General features: G+C 54.9%; 30 protein-coding genes. All 30 read right to left on the bottom strand.

The features are described from left to right. Positions 1–111: 111 nt before the first annotated feature. A complete protein-coding gene (locus tag HXW87_RS29300) occupies positions 112–1,566 on the bottom strand; it encodes a catalase (RefSeq protein ID WP_239778272.1) in 1,455 nt (484 codons plus the stop codon). A 240-nt stretch (positions 1,567–1,806) separates the two neighbouring features. After that, entirely contained in the window at positions 1,807–2,193 is a 387-nt protein-coding gene (gene rplQ, locus HXW87_RS29305; protein WP_003176402.1) for a 50S ribosomal protein L17, read from the bottom strand. 42 nt (positions 2,194–2,235) lie between these two features. Further along, a complete protein-coding gene (rpoA, locus tag HXW87_RS29310; protein WP_003186012.1) occupies positions 2,236–3,237 on the bottom strand; it encodes a DNA-directed RNA polymerase subunit alpha in 1,002 nt (333 codons plus the stop codon). Positions 3,238–3,259: 22 nt separating this feature from the next. Next, complete coding sequence (gene rpsD / locus HXW87_RS29315) at positions 3,260–3,880, bottom strand: 30S ribosomal protein S4 (protein WP_003176404.1); 621 nt, start codon at positions 3,878–3,880, stop codon at positions 3,260–3,262. Between the two features lie 18 nt (positions 3,881–3,898). Beyond that, positions 3,899–4,288 (bottom strand): 30S ribosomal protein S11, encoded by a 390-nt coding sequence (rpsK, locus tag HXW87_RS29320; RefSeq protein WP_002555466.1) that lies wholly within the window; start codon positions 4,286–4,288, stop codon positions 3,899–3,901. A 30-nt stretch (positions 4,289–4,318) separates the two neighbouring features. Next, complete coding sequence (gene rpsM / locus HXW87_RS29325) at positions 4,319–4,675, bottom strand: 30S ribosomal protein S13 (RefSeq protein ID WP_008374135.1); 357 nt, start codon at positions 4,673–4,675, stop codon at positions 4,319–4,321. Positions 4,676–4,805: 130 nt separating this feature from the next. Continuing rightward, positions 4,806–4,922 carry a 50S ribosomal protein L36 gene (gene rpmJ / locus HXW87_RS29330; protein ID WP_002555468.1) on the bottom strand — a complete coding sequence of 39 codons (117 nt, stop codon included), beginning with the start codon at positions 4,920–4,922 and terminating at the stop codon, positions 4,806–4,808. Positions 4,923–4,949: 27 nt separating this feature from the next. Continuing rightward, positions 4,950–6,278: a preprotein translocase subunit SecY gene (secY, locus tag HXW87_RS29335; RefSeq protein WP_003228718.1), complete on the bottom strand. Its 1,329-nt coding sequence runs from the start codon at positions 6,276–6,278 to the stop codon at positions 4,950–4,952. Continuing rightward, positions 6,279–6,716, bottom strand: a complete 438-nt coding sequence (gene rplO, locus HXW87_RS29340) for a 50S ribosomal protein L15 (RefSeq protein WP_003228720.1) — start codon at positions 6,714–6,716, stop codon at positions 6,279–6,281. 3 nt (positions 6,717–6,719) lie between these two features. Next, positions 6,720–6,896 carry a 50S ribosomal protein L30 gene (gene rpmD, locus HXW87_RS29345; RefSeq protein WP_003176408.1) on the bottom strand — a complete coding sequence of 59 codons (177 nt, stop codon included), beginning with the start codon at positions 6,894–6,896 and terminating at the stop codon, positions 6,720–6,722. 2 nt (positions 6,897–6,898) lie between these two features. Continuing rightward, positions 6,899–7,399: a 30S ribosomal protein S5 gene (gene rpsE / locus HXW87_RS29350; protein WP_003176409.1), complete on the bottom strand. Its 501-nt coding sequence runs from the start codon at positions 7,397–7,399 to the stop codon at positions 6,899–6,901. A 3-nt stretch (positions 7,400–7,402) separates the two neighbouring features. Further along, positions 7,403–7,753, bottom strand: a complete 351-nt coding sequence (gene rplR / locus HXW87_RS29355; protein WP_003186037.1) for a 50S ribosomal protein L18 — start codon at positions 7,751–7,753, stop codon at positions 7,403–7,405. Positions 7,754–7,763: 10 nt separating this feature from the next. Next, positions 7,764–8,297, bottom strand: coding sequence for a 50S ribosomal protein L6 (gene rplF / locus HXW87_RS29360; RefSeq protein WP_007966176.1), 534 nt, complete (start codon positions 8,295–8,297; stop codon positions 7,764–7,766). Between the two features lie 12 nt (positions 8,298–8,309). Beyond that, the gene (rpsH, locus tag HXW87_RS29365) at positions 8,310–8,702 is read right to left on the bottom strand and encodes a 30S ribosomal protein S8 (protein WP_007966178.1); all 393 of its coding nucleotides are present in this window, start codon (positions 8,700–8,702) and stop codon (positions 8,310–8,312) included. Positions 8,703–8,911: 209 nt separating this feature from the next. Continuing rightward, positions 8,912–9,217, bottom strand: coding sequence for a 30S ribosomal protein S14 (gene rpsN, locus HXW87_RS29370; protein ID WP_007955639.1), 306 nt, complete (start codon positions 9,215–9,217; stop codon positions 8,912–8,914). Positions 9,218–9,230: 13 nt separating this feature from the next. Then, positions 9,231–9,770, bottom strand: a complete 540-nt coding sequence (gene rplE, locus HXW87_RS29375; protein WP_003210069.1) for a 50S ribosomal protein L5 — start codon at positions 9,768–9,770, stop codon at positions 9,231–9,233. Positions 9,771–9,790: 20 nt separating this feature from the next. Continuing rightward, positions 9,791–10,105 (bottom strand): 50S ribosomal protein L24, encoded by a 315-nt coding sequence (rplX, locus tag HXW87_RS29380; RefSeq protein WP_003186046.1) that lies wholly within the window; start codon positions 10,103–10,105, stop codon positions 9,791–9,793. An 11-nt stretch (positions 10,106–10,116) separates the two neighbouring features. After that, positions 10,117–10,485 carry a 50S ribosomal protein L14 gene (gene rplN / locus HXW87_RS29385; RefSeq protein ID WP_002555479.1) on the bottom strand — a complete coding sequence of 123 codons (369 nt, stop codon included), beginning with the start codon at positions 10,483–10,485 and terminating at the stop codon, positions 10,117–10,119. A gap of 23 nt (positions 10,486–10,508) precedes the next feature. Continuing rightward, positions 10,509–10,775 carry a 30S ribosomal protein S17 gene (rpsQ, locus tag HXW87_RS29390; protein WP_003194644.1) on the bottom strand — a complete coding sequence of 89 codons (267 nt, stop codon included), beginning with the start codon at positions 10,773–10,775 and terminating at the stop codon, positions 10,509–10,511. A gap of 2 nt (positions 10,776–10,777) precedes the next feature. Then, on the bottom strand, positions 10,778–10,969 hold the full coding sequence (rpmC, locus tag HXW87_RS29395; RefSeq protein WP_002555481.1) for a 50S ribosomal protein L29: 192 nt from the start codon (positions 10,967–10,969) through the stop codon (positions 10,778–10,780). Next, entirely contained in the window at positions 10,969–11,382 is a 414-nt protein-coding gene (rplP, locus tag HXW87_RS29400; RefSeq protein ID WP_003228729.1) for a 50S ribosomal protein L16, read from the bottom strand. The genes rpmC and rplP overlap by 1 nt, the downstream gene beginning before the upstream one ends. Before the next feature lie 12 nt (positions 11,383–11,394). Further along, positions 11,395–12,081 carry a 30S ribosomal protein S3 gene (rpsC, locus tag HXW87_RS29405; RefSeq protein ID WP_003176422.1) on the bottom strand — a complete coding sequence of 229 codons (687 nt, stop codon included), beginning with the start codon at positions 12,079–12,081 and terminating at the stop codon, positions 11,395–11,397. Positions 12,082–12,094: 13 nt separating this feature from the next. Further along, positions 12,095–12,427 carry a 50S ribosomal protein L22 gene (rplV, locus tag HXW87_RS29410; RefSeq protein WP_003103908.1) on the bottom strand — a complete coding sequence of 111 codons (333 nt, stop codon included), beginning with the start codon at positions 12,425–12,427 and terminating at the stop codon, positions 12,095–12,097. Positions 12,428–12,438: 11 nt separating this feature from the next. Next, positions 12,439–12,714, bottom strand: coding sequence for a 30S ribosomal protein S19 (gene rpsS, locus HXW87_RS29415; protein ID WP_003228731.1), 276 nt, complete (start codon positions 12,712–12,714; stop codon positions 12,439–12,441). A gap of 16 nt (positions 12,715–12,730) precedes the next feature. Further along, positions 12,731–13,555: a 50S ribosomal protein L2 gene (rplB, locus tag HXW87_RS29420; RefSeq protein ID WP_003228734.1), complete on the bottom strand. Its 825-nt coding sequence runs from the start codon at positions 13,553–13,555 to the stop codon at positions 12,731–12,733. Positions 13,556–13,569: 14 nt separating this feature from the next. Continuing rightward, entirely contained in the window at positions 13,570–13,869 is a 300-nt protein-coding gene (rplW, locus tag HXW87_RS29425; protein WP_002555488.1) for a 50S ribosomal protein L23, read from the bottom strand. Beyond that, positions 13,866–14,468 (bottom strand): 50S ribosomal protein L4, encoded by a 603-nt coding sequence (rplD, locus tag HXW87_RS29430; RefSeq protein ID WP_003228735.1) that lies wholly within the window; start codon positions 14,466–14,468, stop codon positions 13,866–13,868. Before rplD ends, rplW begins: the two co-directional genes overlap by 4 nt. A gap of 12 nt (positions 14,469–14,480) precedes the next feature. Beyond that, positions 14,481–15,116, bottom strand: a complete 636-nt coding sequence (gene rplC / locus HXW87_RS29435; protein ID WP_003228738.1) for a 50S ribosomal protein L3 — start codon at positions 15,114–15,116, stop codon at positions 14,481–14,483. Between the two features lie 80 nt (positions 15,117–15,196). Beyond that, on the bottom strand, positions 15,197–15,508 hold the full coding sequence (gene rpsJ / locus HXW87_RS29440; protein ID WP_003186070.1) for a 30S ribosomal protein S10: 312 nt from the start codon (positions 15,506–15,508) through the stop codon (positions 15,197–15,199). A 158-nt stretch (positions 15,509–15,666) separates the two neighbouring features. Further along, on the bottom strand, positions 15,667–16,206 hold a 540-nt coding region (locus HXW87_RS29445), incomplete at its 5' end, for an EF-Tu/IF-2/RF-3 family GTPase (RefSeq protein WP_239778273.1).

Raw genomic sequence — 16,206 nt, forward strand, 5'->3', positions numbered from 1 at the left:
CAAGCCGACCGGAAGGTCACCCGTTTTGCGCAATAAAAGCGAAGATGTTCTGAGAAAAGCTGGCGAAATAACGCAAAAACCGCCCTCAATGAGGGCGGTTCTGCTTCTCGTTTAGACTTCGTTAAGCTGTACGTCGAGCAGCTTTGCGATTGCTTCTCCATACGCCGGATCGGCTTTGAAGAAATGCTGCAACTGACGGTCAACCACGTCGGGTGAAACACCGCCCATGGCGCCGGCGATGTTGCTGACCAGAAGCGCTTTCTGTTCGTCATTCATCAATCGGAACAACGCACCCGCATGGCTGTAGTAATCGCTGTCCTCGCGATGATCGTAACGATCTGCCGGACCGCTCAAGGCCAACGAAGGCTCAGCGTAACGCGGCGCCTGCTTCGGTGATTCCACGTAGCTGTTGGGCTCGTAGTTAGGCGCTGCACCACCGTTGCTGCCGAACGCCATCGAGCCGTCGCGCTGGTAGGTATTGACCGGGCTGCGCGGCGCATTCACCGGCAATTGCTGGTGGTTGGTGCCGACGCGATAGCGGTGTGCATCGGCGTAAGCGAATACGCGACCTTGCAGCATGCGATCCGGCGACAGACCAACACCTGGCACCATATTGCTTGGACCGAATGCGGCTTGCTCGACTTCTGCGAAGTAGTTCAGCGGGTTGCGGTTCAGTTCCAGTTCGCCGACTTCGATCAGCGGGAACTCCTTCTGCGACCAAGTCTTGGTCACGTCGAACGGGTTCTCGTAATGCGCTGCAGCTTGAGCCTCAGTCATGATCTGAATGCACACGCGCCATTTCGGGAAGTCACCACGCTCGATGGCCTCGAACAGGTCACGCTGAGCGTAATCCGGGTCGGTACCCGCGAGACGCGCGGCCTCGGCCGGCGCGAGGTTTTTGATCCCTTGCCGGGTCTTGTAGTGCCATTTCACCCAGTGACGCTCGCCTCGAGCGTTGATCAGGCTGTAGGTGTGGCTGCCAAAGCCATGCATATGACGATAGCCGTCGGGAATCCCACGATCCGAAAACAGAATGGTCACTTGGTGCAGCGCTTCAGGCGAATGCGACCAGAAGTCCCACATCATTTGCGCGCTTTTCAGGTTGCTCTGCGGCAGACGCTTCTGGGTGTGGATAAAGTCAGGAAACTTCAGCGGGTCACGAATGAAGAACACCGGAGTGTTGTTGCCAACGATGTCCCAGTTGCCTTCTTCGGTGTAGAACTTCAGGGCGAAACCACGTGGATCACGCTCGGTGTCAGCCGAGCCGCGTTCACCGCCTACAGTGGAGAAGCGCAGGAATGTTGGGGTTTGCTTGCCCACGGACTCAAACAGTTTGGCGCTGGTGTATTCAGTGATATCGCGAGTGACAGTGAACGTACCGTAAGCACCTGAGCCCTTGGCGTGCACACGACGCTCAGGAATGTTTTCACGGTTGAAGTGGGCAAGTTTCTCGATCAGGTGAAAATCGTCGAGCAGCAGCGGGCCACGAGGGCCGGCGGAGCGAGAATTCTGGTTATCAGCGACAGGTGCGCCACTGGCGGTCGTAAGCGTTTTGAACTGGCTCATACGGTCTTCTTCCTCTGTCAGTCTTGAAACTGCCGGCTAATCGGCTTGCTGGGAAGTATTGATCATCGATCTAACACCTACAAATTTATTAATCTGTAGTCATCGATAGATAAATACTAATTATTTTTCCCAACACATAGTGACAACAGAACAATGTCAGAAGCTTGTACGAACAGCGCATTTTCTTGCGGGCACAAAAAACCGGGCACTAGGCCCGGTTTTTCGTTTCAGACTGACGTCTTACTCGGCGGATACAGCTTCGCCAGCAGTAGCACGATCAACCAACTCGACGTACGCCATAGGCGCGTTGTCGCCAGCGCGGAAACCGCACTTGAGGATGCGCAGGTAGCCACCCTCACGGGTAGCGTAACGCTTGCCCAGGTCGTTGAAGAGCTTACCAACGATAGCTTTCGAACGAGTACGGTCGAAAGCCAGACGGCGGTTAGCCAGGCTGTCTGTCTTGGCCAGAGTGATCAGCGGCTCGGCAACGCGGCGCAGTTCTTTGGCTTTTGGCAGAGTAGTCTTGATCAGCTCGTGCTCGAACAACGACACCGCCATGTTCTGGAACATGGCCTTGCGGTGCGAGCTGGTGCGGCTCAGGTGACGCCCACTTTTACGATGACGCATGGTTCATTCCTTACCAAACACTACGTTCGGTGATTACGACGATCAGGCAGTCGCCTTGTCGTCCTTCTTAAGACTTGCAGGCGGCCAGTTGTCGAGGCGCATGCCGAGGGACAGACCGCGGGAGGCCAGAACGTCCTTGATTTCAGTCAAGGATTTCTTGCCCAGGTTCGGAGTCTTCAACAGCTCTACTTCGGTACGCTGAATCAGGTCGCCGATGTAGTAGATGTTTTCCGCCTTAAGGCAGTTAGCCGAACGTACAGTCAGTTCCAGATCGTCAACCGGGCGAAGCAGGATCGGATCGATCTCGTCTTCCTGCTCGACAACCACTGGCTCACTGTCACCTTTGAGGTCGACGAACGCAGCCAACTGCTGTTGCAGGATGGTTGCAGCGCGGCGGATAGCCTCTTCAGGATCCAGAGTACCGTTGGTTTCCAGATCAATAACCAGCTTGTCCAGGTTGGTACGCTGCTCGACACGGGCGTTTTCCACCACGTATGCGATACGGCGAACCGGGCTGAACGAAGAGTCGAGCTGCAAGCGACCAATGCTGCGGCTTTCGTCTTCATCGCTCTGACGCGAGTCGGCTGGTTCATAACCACGACCACGAGCTACGGTGAGCTTCATGTTCAGGGCGCCGTTAGACGCCAGGTTAGCGATTACGTGATCGGGGTTAACGATCTCGACATCATGATCCAGCTGAATATCGGCAGCGGTAACCACCCCCGAACCCTTCTTCGACAAGGTCAGCGTAACTTCGTCACGACCGTGCAGCTTGATGGCCAGACCTTTAAGGTTCAACAGGATTTCAATTACGTCTTCCTGTACACCTTCGATGGCGCTGTACTCGTGGAGCACACCGTCAATCTCGGCCTCGACTACTGCGCAGCCGGGCATTGAGGACAACAGGATGCGGCGCAGCGCGTTGCCCAGGGTGTGGCCAAAACCACGCTCGAGAGGCTCGAGAGTGATCTTGGCGCGGGTTGGACTGACAACCTGCACATCAATGTGGCGGGGTGTCAGGAACTCATTTACCGAAATCTGCATGGATGCACCTATTTTCTAGCCCTTACTTGGAGTAGAGCTCGACAATCAGGCTTTCGTTGATGTCGGCGGACAGATCACTGCGAGCAGGAACGTTCTTGAAAACGCCCGACTTCTTCTCAGTGTCTACTTCTACCCATTCTACGCGGCCACGTTGGGCACACAGATCGAGAGCTTGGACAATGCGAAGTTGGTTTTTTGCTTTCTCGCGAACTGCGACCACGTCACCAGCACGAACCTGATACGACGGAACGTTTACGGTCTGACCGTTAACGCTGATCGACTTGTGCGATACCAGCTGACGGGATTCGGCACGAGTCGAACCAAAGCCCATACGGTATACAACGTTGTCCAGACGGCATTCGAGCAGTTGCAGCAGGTTTTCACCGGTTGCACCTTTCTTGCCAGCAGCTTCTTTGTAGTAGCCGCTGAACTGACGCTCGAGAACGCCGTAGATACGACGGACCTTCTGCTTTTCACGCAGTTGGGTGCCGTAGTCGGACTGGCGACCGCGGCGTTGGCCGTGGATACCAGGTGCTGCTTCAATGTTGCACTTCGATTCGATCGCGCGCACGCCGCTCTTCAGGAAGAGATCGGTGCCTTCGCGACGAGCGAGTTTGCATTTTGGACCAATGTAACGAGCCATTCTTTACAATCTCCTGGATTACACGCGGCGCTTCTTCGGCGGACGGCACCCGTTGTGCGGGATTGGCGTCACGTCGGTGATGCTGGCGATCTTGTAGCCACAGCCGTTCAAAGCGCGGACTGCGGATTCACGACCTGGACCTGGACCCTTGACGTTAACGTCGAGGTTTTTCAGGCCGTATTCCAGCGCAGCTTGACCAGCACGCTCAGCAGCTACTTGAGCAGCGAACGGGGTGGACTTGCGGGAACCGCGGAAACCCGAACCACCGGAGGTAGCCCAGGAAAGAGCGTTACCTTGACGGTCGGTAATGGTCACGATGGTGTTGTTAAAAGAAGCATGGATGTGGGCGATGCCATCAACCACTGTCTTTTTAACTTTTTTACGAGGACGAGCAGCAGGTTTTGCCATGATTAAATTCCTGTCGATTCGCTGGGGCGATTACTTGCGGATCGGCTTACGCGGACCTTTACGGGTACGCGCGTTGGTCTTGGTACGCTGACCGCGTACTGGAAGACCGCGACGATGACGCAGACCGCGATAGCAACCGAGGTCCATCAAGCGCTTGATTTTCATGTTGATTTCGCGACGCAGGTCACCTTCAGTGGTGAACTTCGCCACTTCGCCACGCAGCTGTTCAATTTGCTCGTCGCTCAGATCTTTGATCTTTGCTGCTGGGTTTACCCCAGTGTCTGCACAGATTTTCTGCGCAGTAGTGCGACCGACACCATAGATGTAGGTCAGCGAGATAACAGTATGCTTGTTATCTGGAATGTTAACGCCTGCAATACGGGCCATTCAGTGGGACTCCAATTGACAGCTACCTACGCCCCGGAAGCCAAGAAATAGGGCGCGAGATAATATCGCTGTAATAACAAATAATCAACCCGGCAGCGCACTAGCTGCCGGGCTTGAAGCACAATCACACTCAGCCTTGGCGCTGTTTGTGACGCGGTTCCGCGCTGCAAATTACTCGAACAACACCTTCGCGGCGAATAATCTTGCAGTTACGGCACAGCTTTTTCACCGATGCACGAACTTTCATCACCAACTCCTCGAACCTTATGGGTACTCAGCGCAACATGCCGCTGCCGTAACCCTTCAGGTTGGCTTTCTTCATCAGGGATTCGTACTGGTGCGAAACGAGGTGCGATTGTACTTGGGACATGAAGTCCATCACAACCACGACCACGATCAGCAACGAGGTCCCGCCAAGGTAGAACGGAACGTTTGCTGCAACCACCAGGAACTGGGGCAACAGGCACACGGCCGTCATGTAAAGAGCACCGAACATGGTCAAGCGAGTCAGAACGCCATCAATATAGCGTGCAGACTGCTCACCTGGACGGATGCCCGGAATAAAGGCACCGGACTTCTTCAGGTTTTCCGCTACGTCTTTCGGATTGAACATCAACGCCGTATAGAAGAAGCAGAAGAAAATAATCCCTGCACTAAACAGCAGAATATTCAACGGCTGACCAGGAGCGATCGACTGCGAGATGTCCTGCAACCAGCCCATACCTTCAGACTGACCAAACCAGGCACCCAACGAAGCCGGGAACAGCAGAATGCTGCTCGCGAAAATAGCCGGAATAACACCGGCCATGTTCACCTTCAGCGGCAAGTGGCTTGTCTGCGCAGCAAAAACCTTGCGGCCCTGCTGACGCTTGGCGTAGTGAACAGCGATACGACGCTGACCACGCTCAATGAACACCACGAAACCGATAATCGCTACTGCCAGCAAACCGATGGCAACCAGGGCGAAGATATTGATATCACCCTGACGCGCAGACTCGAAAGACTGCCCGATTGCTCTCGGAAGACCGGCGACGATACCCGAAAAAATCAACATCGAGATACCGTTGCCTACACCACGCTCAGTAATCTGCTCACCCAGCCACATCATGAACATCGCACCAGCCACAAAAGTGGATACCGCGACGAAATGGAAGCCAAAGTCACCAGTGAACGCAACGCCCTGCCCCGCCAGGCCAATGGACATGCCAATAGCCTGAACGAGAGCGAGGACGACGGTGCCGTAGCGGGTGTACTGGCTGATCTTGCGACGGCCAGCTTCACCTTCCTTCTTCAACTGCTCCAGCTGCGGGCTGACGGCGGTCATCAGTTGCATGATGATCGATGCCGAAATGTACGGCATGATCCCCAGTGCAAAGATGCTCATCCGTTCCAGCGCGCCGCCGGAGAACATGTTGAACAAGCTAAGAATGGTCCCCTCATTCTGTCGAAACAGGTCTGCGAGTCGGTCCGGGTTGATACCTGGAACCGGGATGTGTGCGCCTATTCGGTAGACGATAATCGCCAGGAACAGAAAACGCAGACGAGCCCAGAGTTCAGACATACCGCCTTTGCCGAGCGCAGAGAGAGCACCTTGCTTAGCCATTTATTCCTCGAACTTGCCGCCAGCTGCTTCGATAGCCGCACGCGCACCTTTGGTGGCGCCGATTCCCTTGCCGATAGTGACAGCGCGAGTCACTTCACCGGACAGCATGATTTTCACACGCTGTACGTTGACGTTGATCACGTTGGCATCTTTCAGGGACTGCACGGTGACGATGTCGCCTTCCACTTTGGCCAGCTCGGACAGACGCACTTCTGCGCGGTCCATGGCTTTCAGGGAAACGAAACCGAACTTCGGCAGGCGACGATGCAGCGGCTGTTGACCGCCTTCAAAGCCTGGAGCAATGGTGCCACCGGAGCGGGAGGTTTGACCCTTGTGACCACGGCCACCAGTCTTACCCAAACCACTACCGATACCACGGCCCGGACGATGCTTTTCGCGACGGGAACCCGGCGCTGGACTCAGATCATTGAGTTTCATCGATTAACCCTCGACACGCAGCATGTAGTAAGCCTTGTTGATCATCCCGCGATTCTCGGGAGTATCCTGGACTTCTACAGTGTGACCGATGCGACGCAGACCCAGACCCTTAACGCACAGTTTGTGGTTAGGGATGCGGCCGGTCATGCTTTTGATCAGCGTAACTTTAACGGTAGCCATGATCAGAAGATCTCCTTGACAGTCAGGCCACGCTTGGCAGCAATGGACTCAGGAGATTGCATAGCCTTCAGACCCTTGAAAGTGGCGTGAACCACGTTTACCGGGTTAGTCGAGCCGTAGCACTTGGCCAGAACGTTTTGAACGCCAGCAACTTCGAGGACAGCACGCATAGCGCCGCCAGCGATGATACCGGTACCTTCAGAAGCAGGCTGCATGTACACCTTCGAAGCGCCGTGAGCGGACTTCATTGCGTACTGCAGGGTGGTGCCGTTCAGGTCAACTTGAATCATGTTGCGGCGAGCAGCTTCCATTGCCTTCTGGATCGCAGCAGGCACTTCACGCGACTTGCCACGGCCGAAGCCAACACGCCCTTTACCATCACCAACCACGGTCAACGCGGTGAAAGTGAAGATACGGCCGCCTTTAACGGTTTTGGCTACGCGGTTAACTTGAACCAGCTTCTCGATGTAGCCTTCGTCGCGCTTTTGGTCGTTATTTGACATAACTTAGAACTCCAGCCCAGCTTCACGAGCAGCATCAGCCAGCGCTTTAACGCGGCCATGGTACTTGAAGCCAGAGCGGTCGAAAGCCACTTGCGAGACGCCAGCGGCCTTAGCACGCGTAGCGACCAGCTGGCCAACCTTTGTGGCCGCGTCGATGTTGCCAGTGGCACCATCACGCAGTTCTTTATCCAAAGTCGAGGCACTTGCCAGGACTTTGTTGCCGTCGGCCGAGATGACCTGGGCGTAGATGTGCTGCGACGAGCGGAACACGCAGAGACGCACGACTTCGAGTTCGTGCATTTTCAGGCGTGCTTTGCGAGCGCGACGCAGTCGAGTAACTTTTTTGTCGGTCATTTGCTATGCCCTACTTCTTCTTGGCTTCTTTACGACGGACGACTTCGTCCGCGTAGCGCACACCTTTGCCTTTGTACGGCTCTGGTGGACGGAAGTCGCGGATCTCAGCGGCCACTTGACCTACCAGCTGCTTGTCGATGCCCTTGATCAGGATATCGGTCTGGCTAGGAGTCTCAGCGGTGATGCCTTGCGGCAGTTCGTAATCCACTGGGTGCGAGAAGCCAAGAGCCAGGTTCAGCACCTGACCTTTTGCTTGCGCCTTGTAACCAACACCGACCAGCTGGAGCTTGCGCTCGAAGCCTTGGCTTACGCCTTGGACCATGTTGTTTACCAACGCACGCGTGGTACCGGCCATTGCGCGAGTCTGTTGATCGCCATTGCGAGCAGCGAAACGCAGCTCACCAGCTTCTTCAACGATCTCAACGGACGAATGGATGTTCAGTTCAAGAGTACCCTTGGCACCCTTCACCGAAAGCTGTTGGCCTGCGAATTTGACTTCGACACCGGCTGGCAGCTTAACGGGGTTCTTAGCGACGCGAGACATGCTTATCCCCCCTTAGAACACAGTGCAAAGAACTTCGCCGCCGACACCGGCAGCGCGCGCAGCACGATCCGTCATCACACCTTTGTTGGTGGAGACGATAGACACGCCAAGACCGCCACGAACTTTCGGCAGATCTTCAACGGACTTGTACTGACGCAGGCCTGGACGACTAACGCGCTTGACTTCCTCGATGACCGGACGGCCTTCGAAGTATTTCAGCGAGATGGACAACGACGGCTTAGCGTCGGTGGTGATCTGAAAATCCGCGATGTAACCTTCGTCCTTCAGGACTTTTGCTACAGCCACCTTCAACGTGGAAGACGGCATGCTTACGACAGACTTTTCAGCCATCTGGGCATTACGGATTCGAGTTAGCATGTCCGCTAACGGGTCCTGCATACTCATGGGCTAGACGCTCCTAATACAGAAAAATTAGCCTTGCGGCTACTACTTGTCGCCGAGAAATTCCGGGCACGAAAAACACGGGCTCAGGCGAGCCGGTCATTCTAGACACACCCCAGAAATGAATCAAGCCCCAAAAGGGGCTTGATTCAAATTCAAGGCCACCGATGGTCAGGTTCTTGCGACCCCGACCATCAAGGCTTTGACAGCGATTACCAGCTGGCTTTAACCAGACCTGGAACGTCACCACGCATTGCCGCTTCACGCAGTTTGTTACGGCCCAGGCCGAACTTGCGGTAAACGCCGTGCGGACGACCAGTCAGGCGGCAACGGTTACGCATGCGCGAAGCGCTTGCGTCACGTGGTTGCTTCTGCAGAGCTACGGTCGCTTCCCAACGCGCTTCTGGACTTGCGTTCAGATCAACGATGATAGCTTTCAGCGCTGCACGCTTGACGGCGTACTTGGCAACAGTGAGCTGACGCTTCAGCTCACGGTTTTTCATGCTCTTCTTGGCCATTTTCCTACTCCAATCAGTTGCGGAACGGGAATTTGAAAGCACGCAGCAGAGCGCGGCCTTCATCATCGTTCTTGGCAGTGGTGGTCAGGGTAATGTCCAGACCGCGGAGAGCATCGATCTTGTCGTAGTCGATTTCCGGGAAAATGATCTGCTCTTTCACGCCCATGCTGTAGTTGCCACGACCATCGAAGGACTTGGCATTCAGACCGCGGAAGTCGCGAACCCGAGGCAGGGAGATCGACAGCAGACGATCCAGGAACTCGTACATACGCTCACGGCGCAGAGTCACTTTGACACCGATCGGCCATCCTTCACGGACTTTAAAGCCAGCGATGGATTTACGAGCGTAGGTCACAACGACTTTTTGGCCGGTGATCTTTTCCAGGTCAGCAACAGCGTGCTCGATGACTTTTTTGTCGCCGATCGCTTCGCCCAGACCCATGTTCAGGGTGATTTTGGTAACGCGCGGAACTTCCATCACGTTCGAAAGCTTAAGTTCTTCCTTAAGTTTCGGAGCGATTTCCTTCCGGTAAATCTCTTTTAGTCGTGCCATGGTCTTCTACCTAGCAGTGTTCAAGCATCAACCGCTTTTTGGGTCGACTTGAAGACACGAATTTTCTTACCGTCTTCTACTTTGAAACCAACGCGGTCAGCCTTGTTGGTTTCGCCGTTGAAGATGGCGACGTTGGAAGCGTGCAGTGGCGCTTCTTTCTCGACGATACCGCCCTGTACGCCCGACATCGGGTTAGGCTTGGTATGACGCTTGACCAGGTTCAGACCACCAACAACCAGACGGTTGTCAGCAAGAACCTTCAGCACCTTACCGCGCTTACCTTTGTCTTTGCCGGCGATCACGATGATCTCGTCGTCACGACGAATCTTTTGCATGTCGGATCTCCTTACAGCACTTCTGGGGCGAGCGAGACGATCTTCATGAACTTCTCAGTACGAAGTTCACGGGTCACTGGCCCAAAGATACGGGTGCCGATCGGCTCTTGCTTGTTGTTCAGAAGAACAGCAGCGTTGCCATCAAAGCGGATAATGGAGCCATCAGCACGACGTACGCCGTGACGAGTGCGGACTACAACAGCAGTCATCACTTGGCCTTTTTTCACTTTACCGCGAGGAATTGCTTCCTTCACGGTAACTTTGATGATGTCACCGATACCAGCGTAACGACGATGGGAGCCACCCAGCACCTTGATGCACATAACACGGCGAGCGCCGCTGTTATCGGCCACATCGAGCATGGATTGAGTCTGAATCATATAATTTCTCCGACCCCTAGCCCTTAGACTTCCACAGCGCGTTCGAGAACATCAACCAGCGCCCAAGACTTGGTCTTGGCCATCGGACGAGTTTCACGAATAGTGACTTTGTCGCCGATGTGGCACTGATTGGTTTCGTCGTGCGCGTGCAGCTTAGTCGAACGCTTAACGTATTTACCGTAGATCGGGTGCTTAACGCGACGCTCGATCAGAACGGTGATGGTTTTGTCCATCTTGTCGCTGACAACACGGCCAGTCAGCGTACGGACAGTTTTTTCGGCTTCAGCCATGATCACTTACCTGCCTGCTGGTTGAGCACAGTCTTCACGCGAGCGATGTCACGCTTAACTTGCGAGAGCAGATGAGACTGCCCCAACTGGCCAGTTGCTTTCTGCATGCGCAGATTGAACTGGTCGCGCAGCAAGCCGAGCAGTTGCTCGTTCAGCTGCTGTGCGGATTTTTCACGAAGTTCATTCGCTTTCATCACATCACCGTCCGTTTAACAAAGGAGGTGGCGAGCGGCAGCTTTGCAGCAGCCAGGGCGAAAGCCTCACGCGCCAGCTCTTCAGAAACACCCTCGATTTCATACAGGACTTTGCCTGGCTGAATCTGGGCAACCCAGTATTCCACGTTACCCTTACCTTTACCCATACGAACCTCGAGAGGCTTTTTGGAGATCGGCTTGTCCGGGAATACACGGATCCAGATCTTGCCGCCACGTTTTACGTGACGGGTCAGAGCACGACGCGCTGACTCGATCTGACGAGCGGTGAGACGACCACGAGCAACAGACTTCAGCGCGAACTCGCCGAAGCTGACTTTGCTACCGCGCAGTGCCAGACCACGGTTGTGGCCGGTCATCTGCTTGCGGAACTTCGTACGCTTAGGTTGCAACATTTGGCGTACCCCTTACTTAGCAGCTTTTTTACGAGGCGCTGGTGCTTGCGGCTTCAGCTCTTCTTGGCGACCACCAATTACTTCGCCTTTGAAGATCCAAACCTTTACACCGATCACACCGTAAGTGGTGTGAGCTTCGTAGTTGGCATAGTCGATGTCGGCACGCAGGGTGTGCAGTGGCACACGACCTTCGCGATACCATTCAGTACGTGCGATTTCAGCACCGCCGAGACGACCGCTCACTTGGATTTTGATGCCTTTGGCACCAATGCGCATGGCGTTCTGTACTGCGCGCTTCATAGCGCGACGGAACATTACACGACGCTCCAGCTGCTGAGCTACGCTCTGCGCAACCAGCATACCGTCGAGCTCCGGCTTGCGGATCTCTTCGATATTGATGTGCACAGGCACACCCATTTGCTTGGTCAGGTCCTGACGCAGTTTCTCAACATCTTCACCCTTCTTCCCGATAACGATACCTGGACGAGCGGTGTGGATGGTGATGCGTGCAGTTTGAGCCGGACGATGGATATCGATACGGCTTACGGACGCGCTTTTTAGTTTGTCTTGGAGATACTCACGCACCTTCAGATCTGCGAACAAGTAGTCCGCATAAGTCCGACCGTCTGCGTACCAGACGGAGGTGTGCTCCTTGACGATTCCCAGGCGAATGCCAATGGGATGTACTTTCTGACCCATCTCTTCGACTCCGTTACTTGTCAGCAACCTTGACAGTGATATGGCAAGACCGCTTGACGATGCGATCAGCACGGCCTTTGGCACGTGGCATGATGCGCTTCAGCGAACGCCCTTCGTTGACGAAAACGGTGCTGACCTTCAGGTCATCAACGTCTGCGCCTTCGTTATGCTCGGCGTTGGCTACGGCCGACTCCAGCACTTTTTTCATGATCTCGGCGGCTTTCTTACTGCTGAAAGCCAACAGGTTGAGCGCTTCGCCCACCTTCTTCCCGCGGATCTGGTCGGCGACCAAGCGGGCTTTCTGGGCGGAGATTCGAGCGCCCGACAACTTAGCGGCTACTTCCATTTCCTTACCCCTTAACGCTTGGCTTTCTTGTCAGCCACGTGCCCACGATAAGTGCGGGTACCGGCGAACTCGCCCAGTTTATGGCCAACCATGTCTTCGTTCACGAGAACTGGGACGTGCTGACGGCCGTTGTGTACTGCAATGGTCAGACCGACCATTTGTGGCAGGATCATCGAACGACGCGACCAAGTTTTAATTGGTTTGCGATCGTTCTTTTCCGCCGCCACTTCGATCTTCTTCAGTAGGTGAAGATCAATAAAAGGACCTTTTTTCAGAGAACGTGGCACTGTCGTATCCCTCTATTTACTTGCGACGACGGACGATCATTTTGTCGGTACGCTTATTACCACGAGTCTTCGCGCCCTTAGTCGGGAAGCCCCATGGCGATACCGGATGACGACCACCAGAGGTACGACCTTCACCACCACCATGTGGGTGGTCAACCGGGTTCATGGCAACACCACGAACGGTTGGGCGAACGCCACGCCAGCGTTTGGCACCAGCTTTACCCAGCGAACGCAGGCTGTGCTCGGAGTTCGAGACTTCGCCCAGGGTCGCACGGCATTCAGCCAGGACTTTACGCATTTCACCGGAACGCAGACGCAGGGTAACGTACACGCCTTCACGAGCGATCAGCTGAGCCGAAGCACCAGCGGAACGAGCGATCTGTGCGCCTTTACCTGGCTTCAGTTCGATGCCGTGTACGGTAGAACCGACTGGAATGTTGCGCAGTTGCAGAGCGTTGCCTGGCTTGATTGGAGCCAGAGCGCCTGCGATCAGCTGGTCGCCAGCACTCACGCCTTTAGGGGCGATAATGTAGCGACGCTCGCCGTCTGCGTAGCAGAGCAGTGCGATGTGAGCGGTACGGTTTGGATCGTATTCGATACGCTCGACAGTGGCGACGATGCCATCTTTGTCGTTGCGACGGAAATCGACCATACGGTAATGCTGCTTATGACCACCACCGATGTGACGAGTGGTAATACGGCCATTGTTGTTACGACCACCAGTCTTCGATTTTTTCTCGAGCAGCGGTGCGTGAGGAGCGCCTTTGTGCAGCTCCTGGTTGACCACCTTGACCACAAAACGGCGGCCAGGGGAAGTCGGTTTGCATTTAACGATTGCCATGATGCACCCCTTCCTTACTCAGCACTGCTGCTGAAATCGAGATCTTGGCCTGGCTGAAGGGAGATAACTGCCTTCTTCCAGTCATTACGCTTGCCCAGACCGCGAGCAGTGCGCTTGCTCTTACCCAGAACGTTCAGGGTAGTGACGCGCTCTACTTTCACGCTGAACAGGCTTTCGACGGCCTTCTTGATTTCCAGCTTGGTTGCATCAGTAGCAACCTTGAAAACGAACTGGCCTTTCTTGTCTGCCAGAACCGTAGCCTTCTCGGAAACGTGCGGGCCAAGCAGAACTTTAAATACGCGTTCCTGGTTCATCCCAGCAGCTCCTCGAATTTCTTCACGGCCGACACGGTGATCAACACCTTGTCGTATGCGATCAGACTAACTGGATCGGAACCTTGCACGTCACGTACATCTACGTGTGGCAGGTTACGAGCAGCCAGGTACAGGTTCTGATCAACAGCGTCCGACACGATCAGAACGTCGGTCAGGCTCATGTTGTTCAGTTTGCCCAGCAGATCTTTGGTTTTCGGAGTTTCAACAGCGAAATCCTGAACCACGACCAGACGATCAGTACGCACCAGCTCAGCAAGGATGGAACGCATTGCTGCGCGATACATCTTCTTGTTCAGCTTCTGGGAGTGATCTTGTGGACGAGCTGCGAAAGTGGTACCGCCGCCACGCCAGATTGGGCTACGGATAGTACCGGCACGAGCACGGCCAGTACCTTTCTGACGCCATGGGCGCTTGCCGCCACCACGAACGTCGGAACGGGTCTTCTGCTGCTTGCTACCTTGACGGCCGCCGGCCATGTAGGCCACGACTGCTTGGTGAACCAGCGTCTCGTTGAATTCGCCGCCAAATGTCAGTTCGGAAACTTCGATCGCTTGAGCGTCATTTACATTTAATTGCATGTCAGCTTCCCCTTAACCGCGAGCCTTGGCTGCTGGACGTACAACCAGGTTGCCGCCAGTAGCGCCAGGAACAGCGCCCTTGACCAACAACAGATTGCGTTCAGCGTCCACGCGCACTACTTCCAGGGACTGCACGGTCACGCGCTCAGCGCCCATATGACCGGACATTTTTTTGCCCTTGAATACACGACCAGGAGTCTGGCACTGGCCGATAGAGCCTGGGACGCGGTGGGATACGGAGTTACCGTGGGTGTTATCTTGCCCGCGGAAATTCCAACGCTTGATCGTACCCTGGAAGCCTTTACCCTTGGACTGACCGGTTACATCAACCAGTTGACCAGCGGCGAAGATTTCAGCGTTGATCAGATCGCCAGCCTGGTACTCGCCTTCTTCAAGACGGAATTCCATGGTGGTGCGACCAGCGGCAACGTTCGCTTTAGCGAAGTGGCCAGCTTGAGCTGCTGTTACACGCGAAGCGCGACGCTCGCCGACAGTGACTTGCACTGCACGATAGCCATCGGTCTCTTCAGTTTTGAACTGGGTGACGCGATTCGGCTCGATCTCAATGACCGTGACCGGAATGGAGACACCTTCTTCGGTGAAAATACGGGTCATACCGCATTTACGACCGACTACACCAATAGTCATGTTGTAAACCTCATGAGTGTACGGGGCTTTCACCCGCTATGGCCGCCCATTTCAGAGCGTTACACGACCAAGACCGAGTCTTAGCCGAGGCTGATCTGCACTTCCACACCGGCCGCAAGATCAAGCTTCATAAGTGCATCAACGGTTTTATCCGTTGGCTGGACGATGTCCAGAACGCGCTTATGAGTGCGGATTTCGTACTGGTCACGCGCGTCTTTGTTGACGTGCGGGGAAACCAGAACGGTGAACCGCTCTTTACGGGTAGGCAGTGGAATTGGACCACGCACTTGAGCACCAGTACGTTTCGCGGTTTCCACGATTTCCTGGGTTGATTGGTCGATCAGGCGATGGTCGAAAGCCTTCAACCTGATACGGATTTGCTGATTTTGCATTGGATTTCAGACTCCGGCTGCTATTCCCACCGGGCGCAATACGCCCGTTAAAAGGAGGCGCAATTCTATAGACGCCCCAGATAGGTGTCAACCCAATAAAAAAGCCCCCGCTGAGCGGGGGCTTTTTCAATTCATCAAGCAGACTCTACAAAAGAGAATTACTCGATGATTTTGGCTACGACGCCAGCGCCGACGGTACGACCGCCTTCACGGATAGCGAAACGCAGACCGTCTTCCATCGCGATGGTTTTGATCAGGGTAACAGTCATCTGAATGTTGTCACCTGGCATTACCATTTCAACGCCTTCTGGCAGCTCGCAGTTACCAGTCACGTCAGTAGTACGGAAGTAGAACTGTGGACGGTAGCCTTTGAAGAACGGAGTATGACGACCGCCTTCTTCCTTGCTCAGAACGTAAACTTCTGCGGTGAACTTGGTGTGCGGCTTAACCGAACCTGGCTTGACCAGAACCTGACCACGCTCAACGTCGTCACGCTTGGTACCACGCAGCAGAACGCCGCAGTTCTCACCAGCACGACCTTCGTCGAGCAGCTTGCGGAACATCTCAACACCGGTGCAGGTGGTGGTGGTGGTGTCACGCAGACCAACGATTTCCAGTGCATCTTGAACGCGAACGATACCGCGCTCGATACGACCAGTCACAACAGTACCGCGACCCGAGATCGAGAATACGTCTTC

This window comes from Pseudomonas sp. Y5-11, assembly GCF_022368695.1.
Classification (GTDB): domain Bacteria; phylum Pseudomonadota; class Gammaproteobacteria; order Pseudomonadales; family Pseudomonadaceae; genus Aquipseudomonas; species Aquipseudomonas parakoreensis.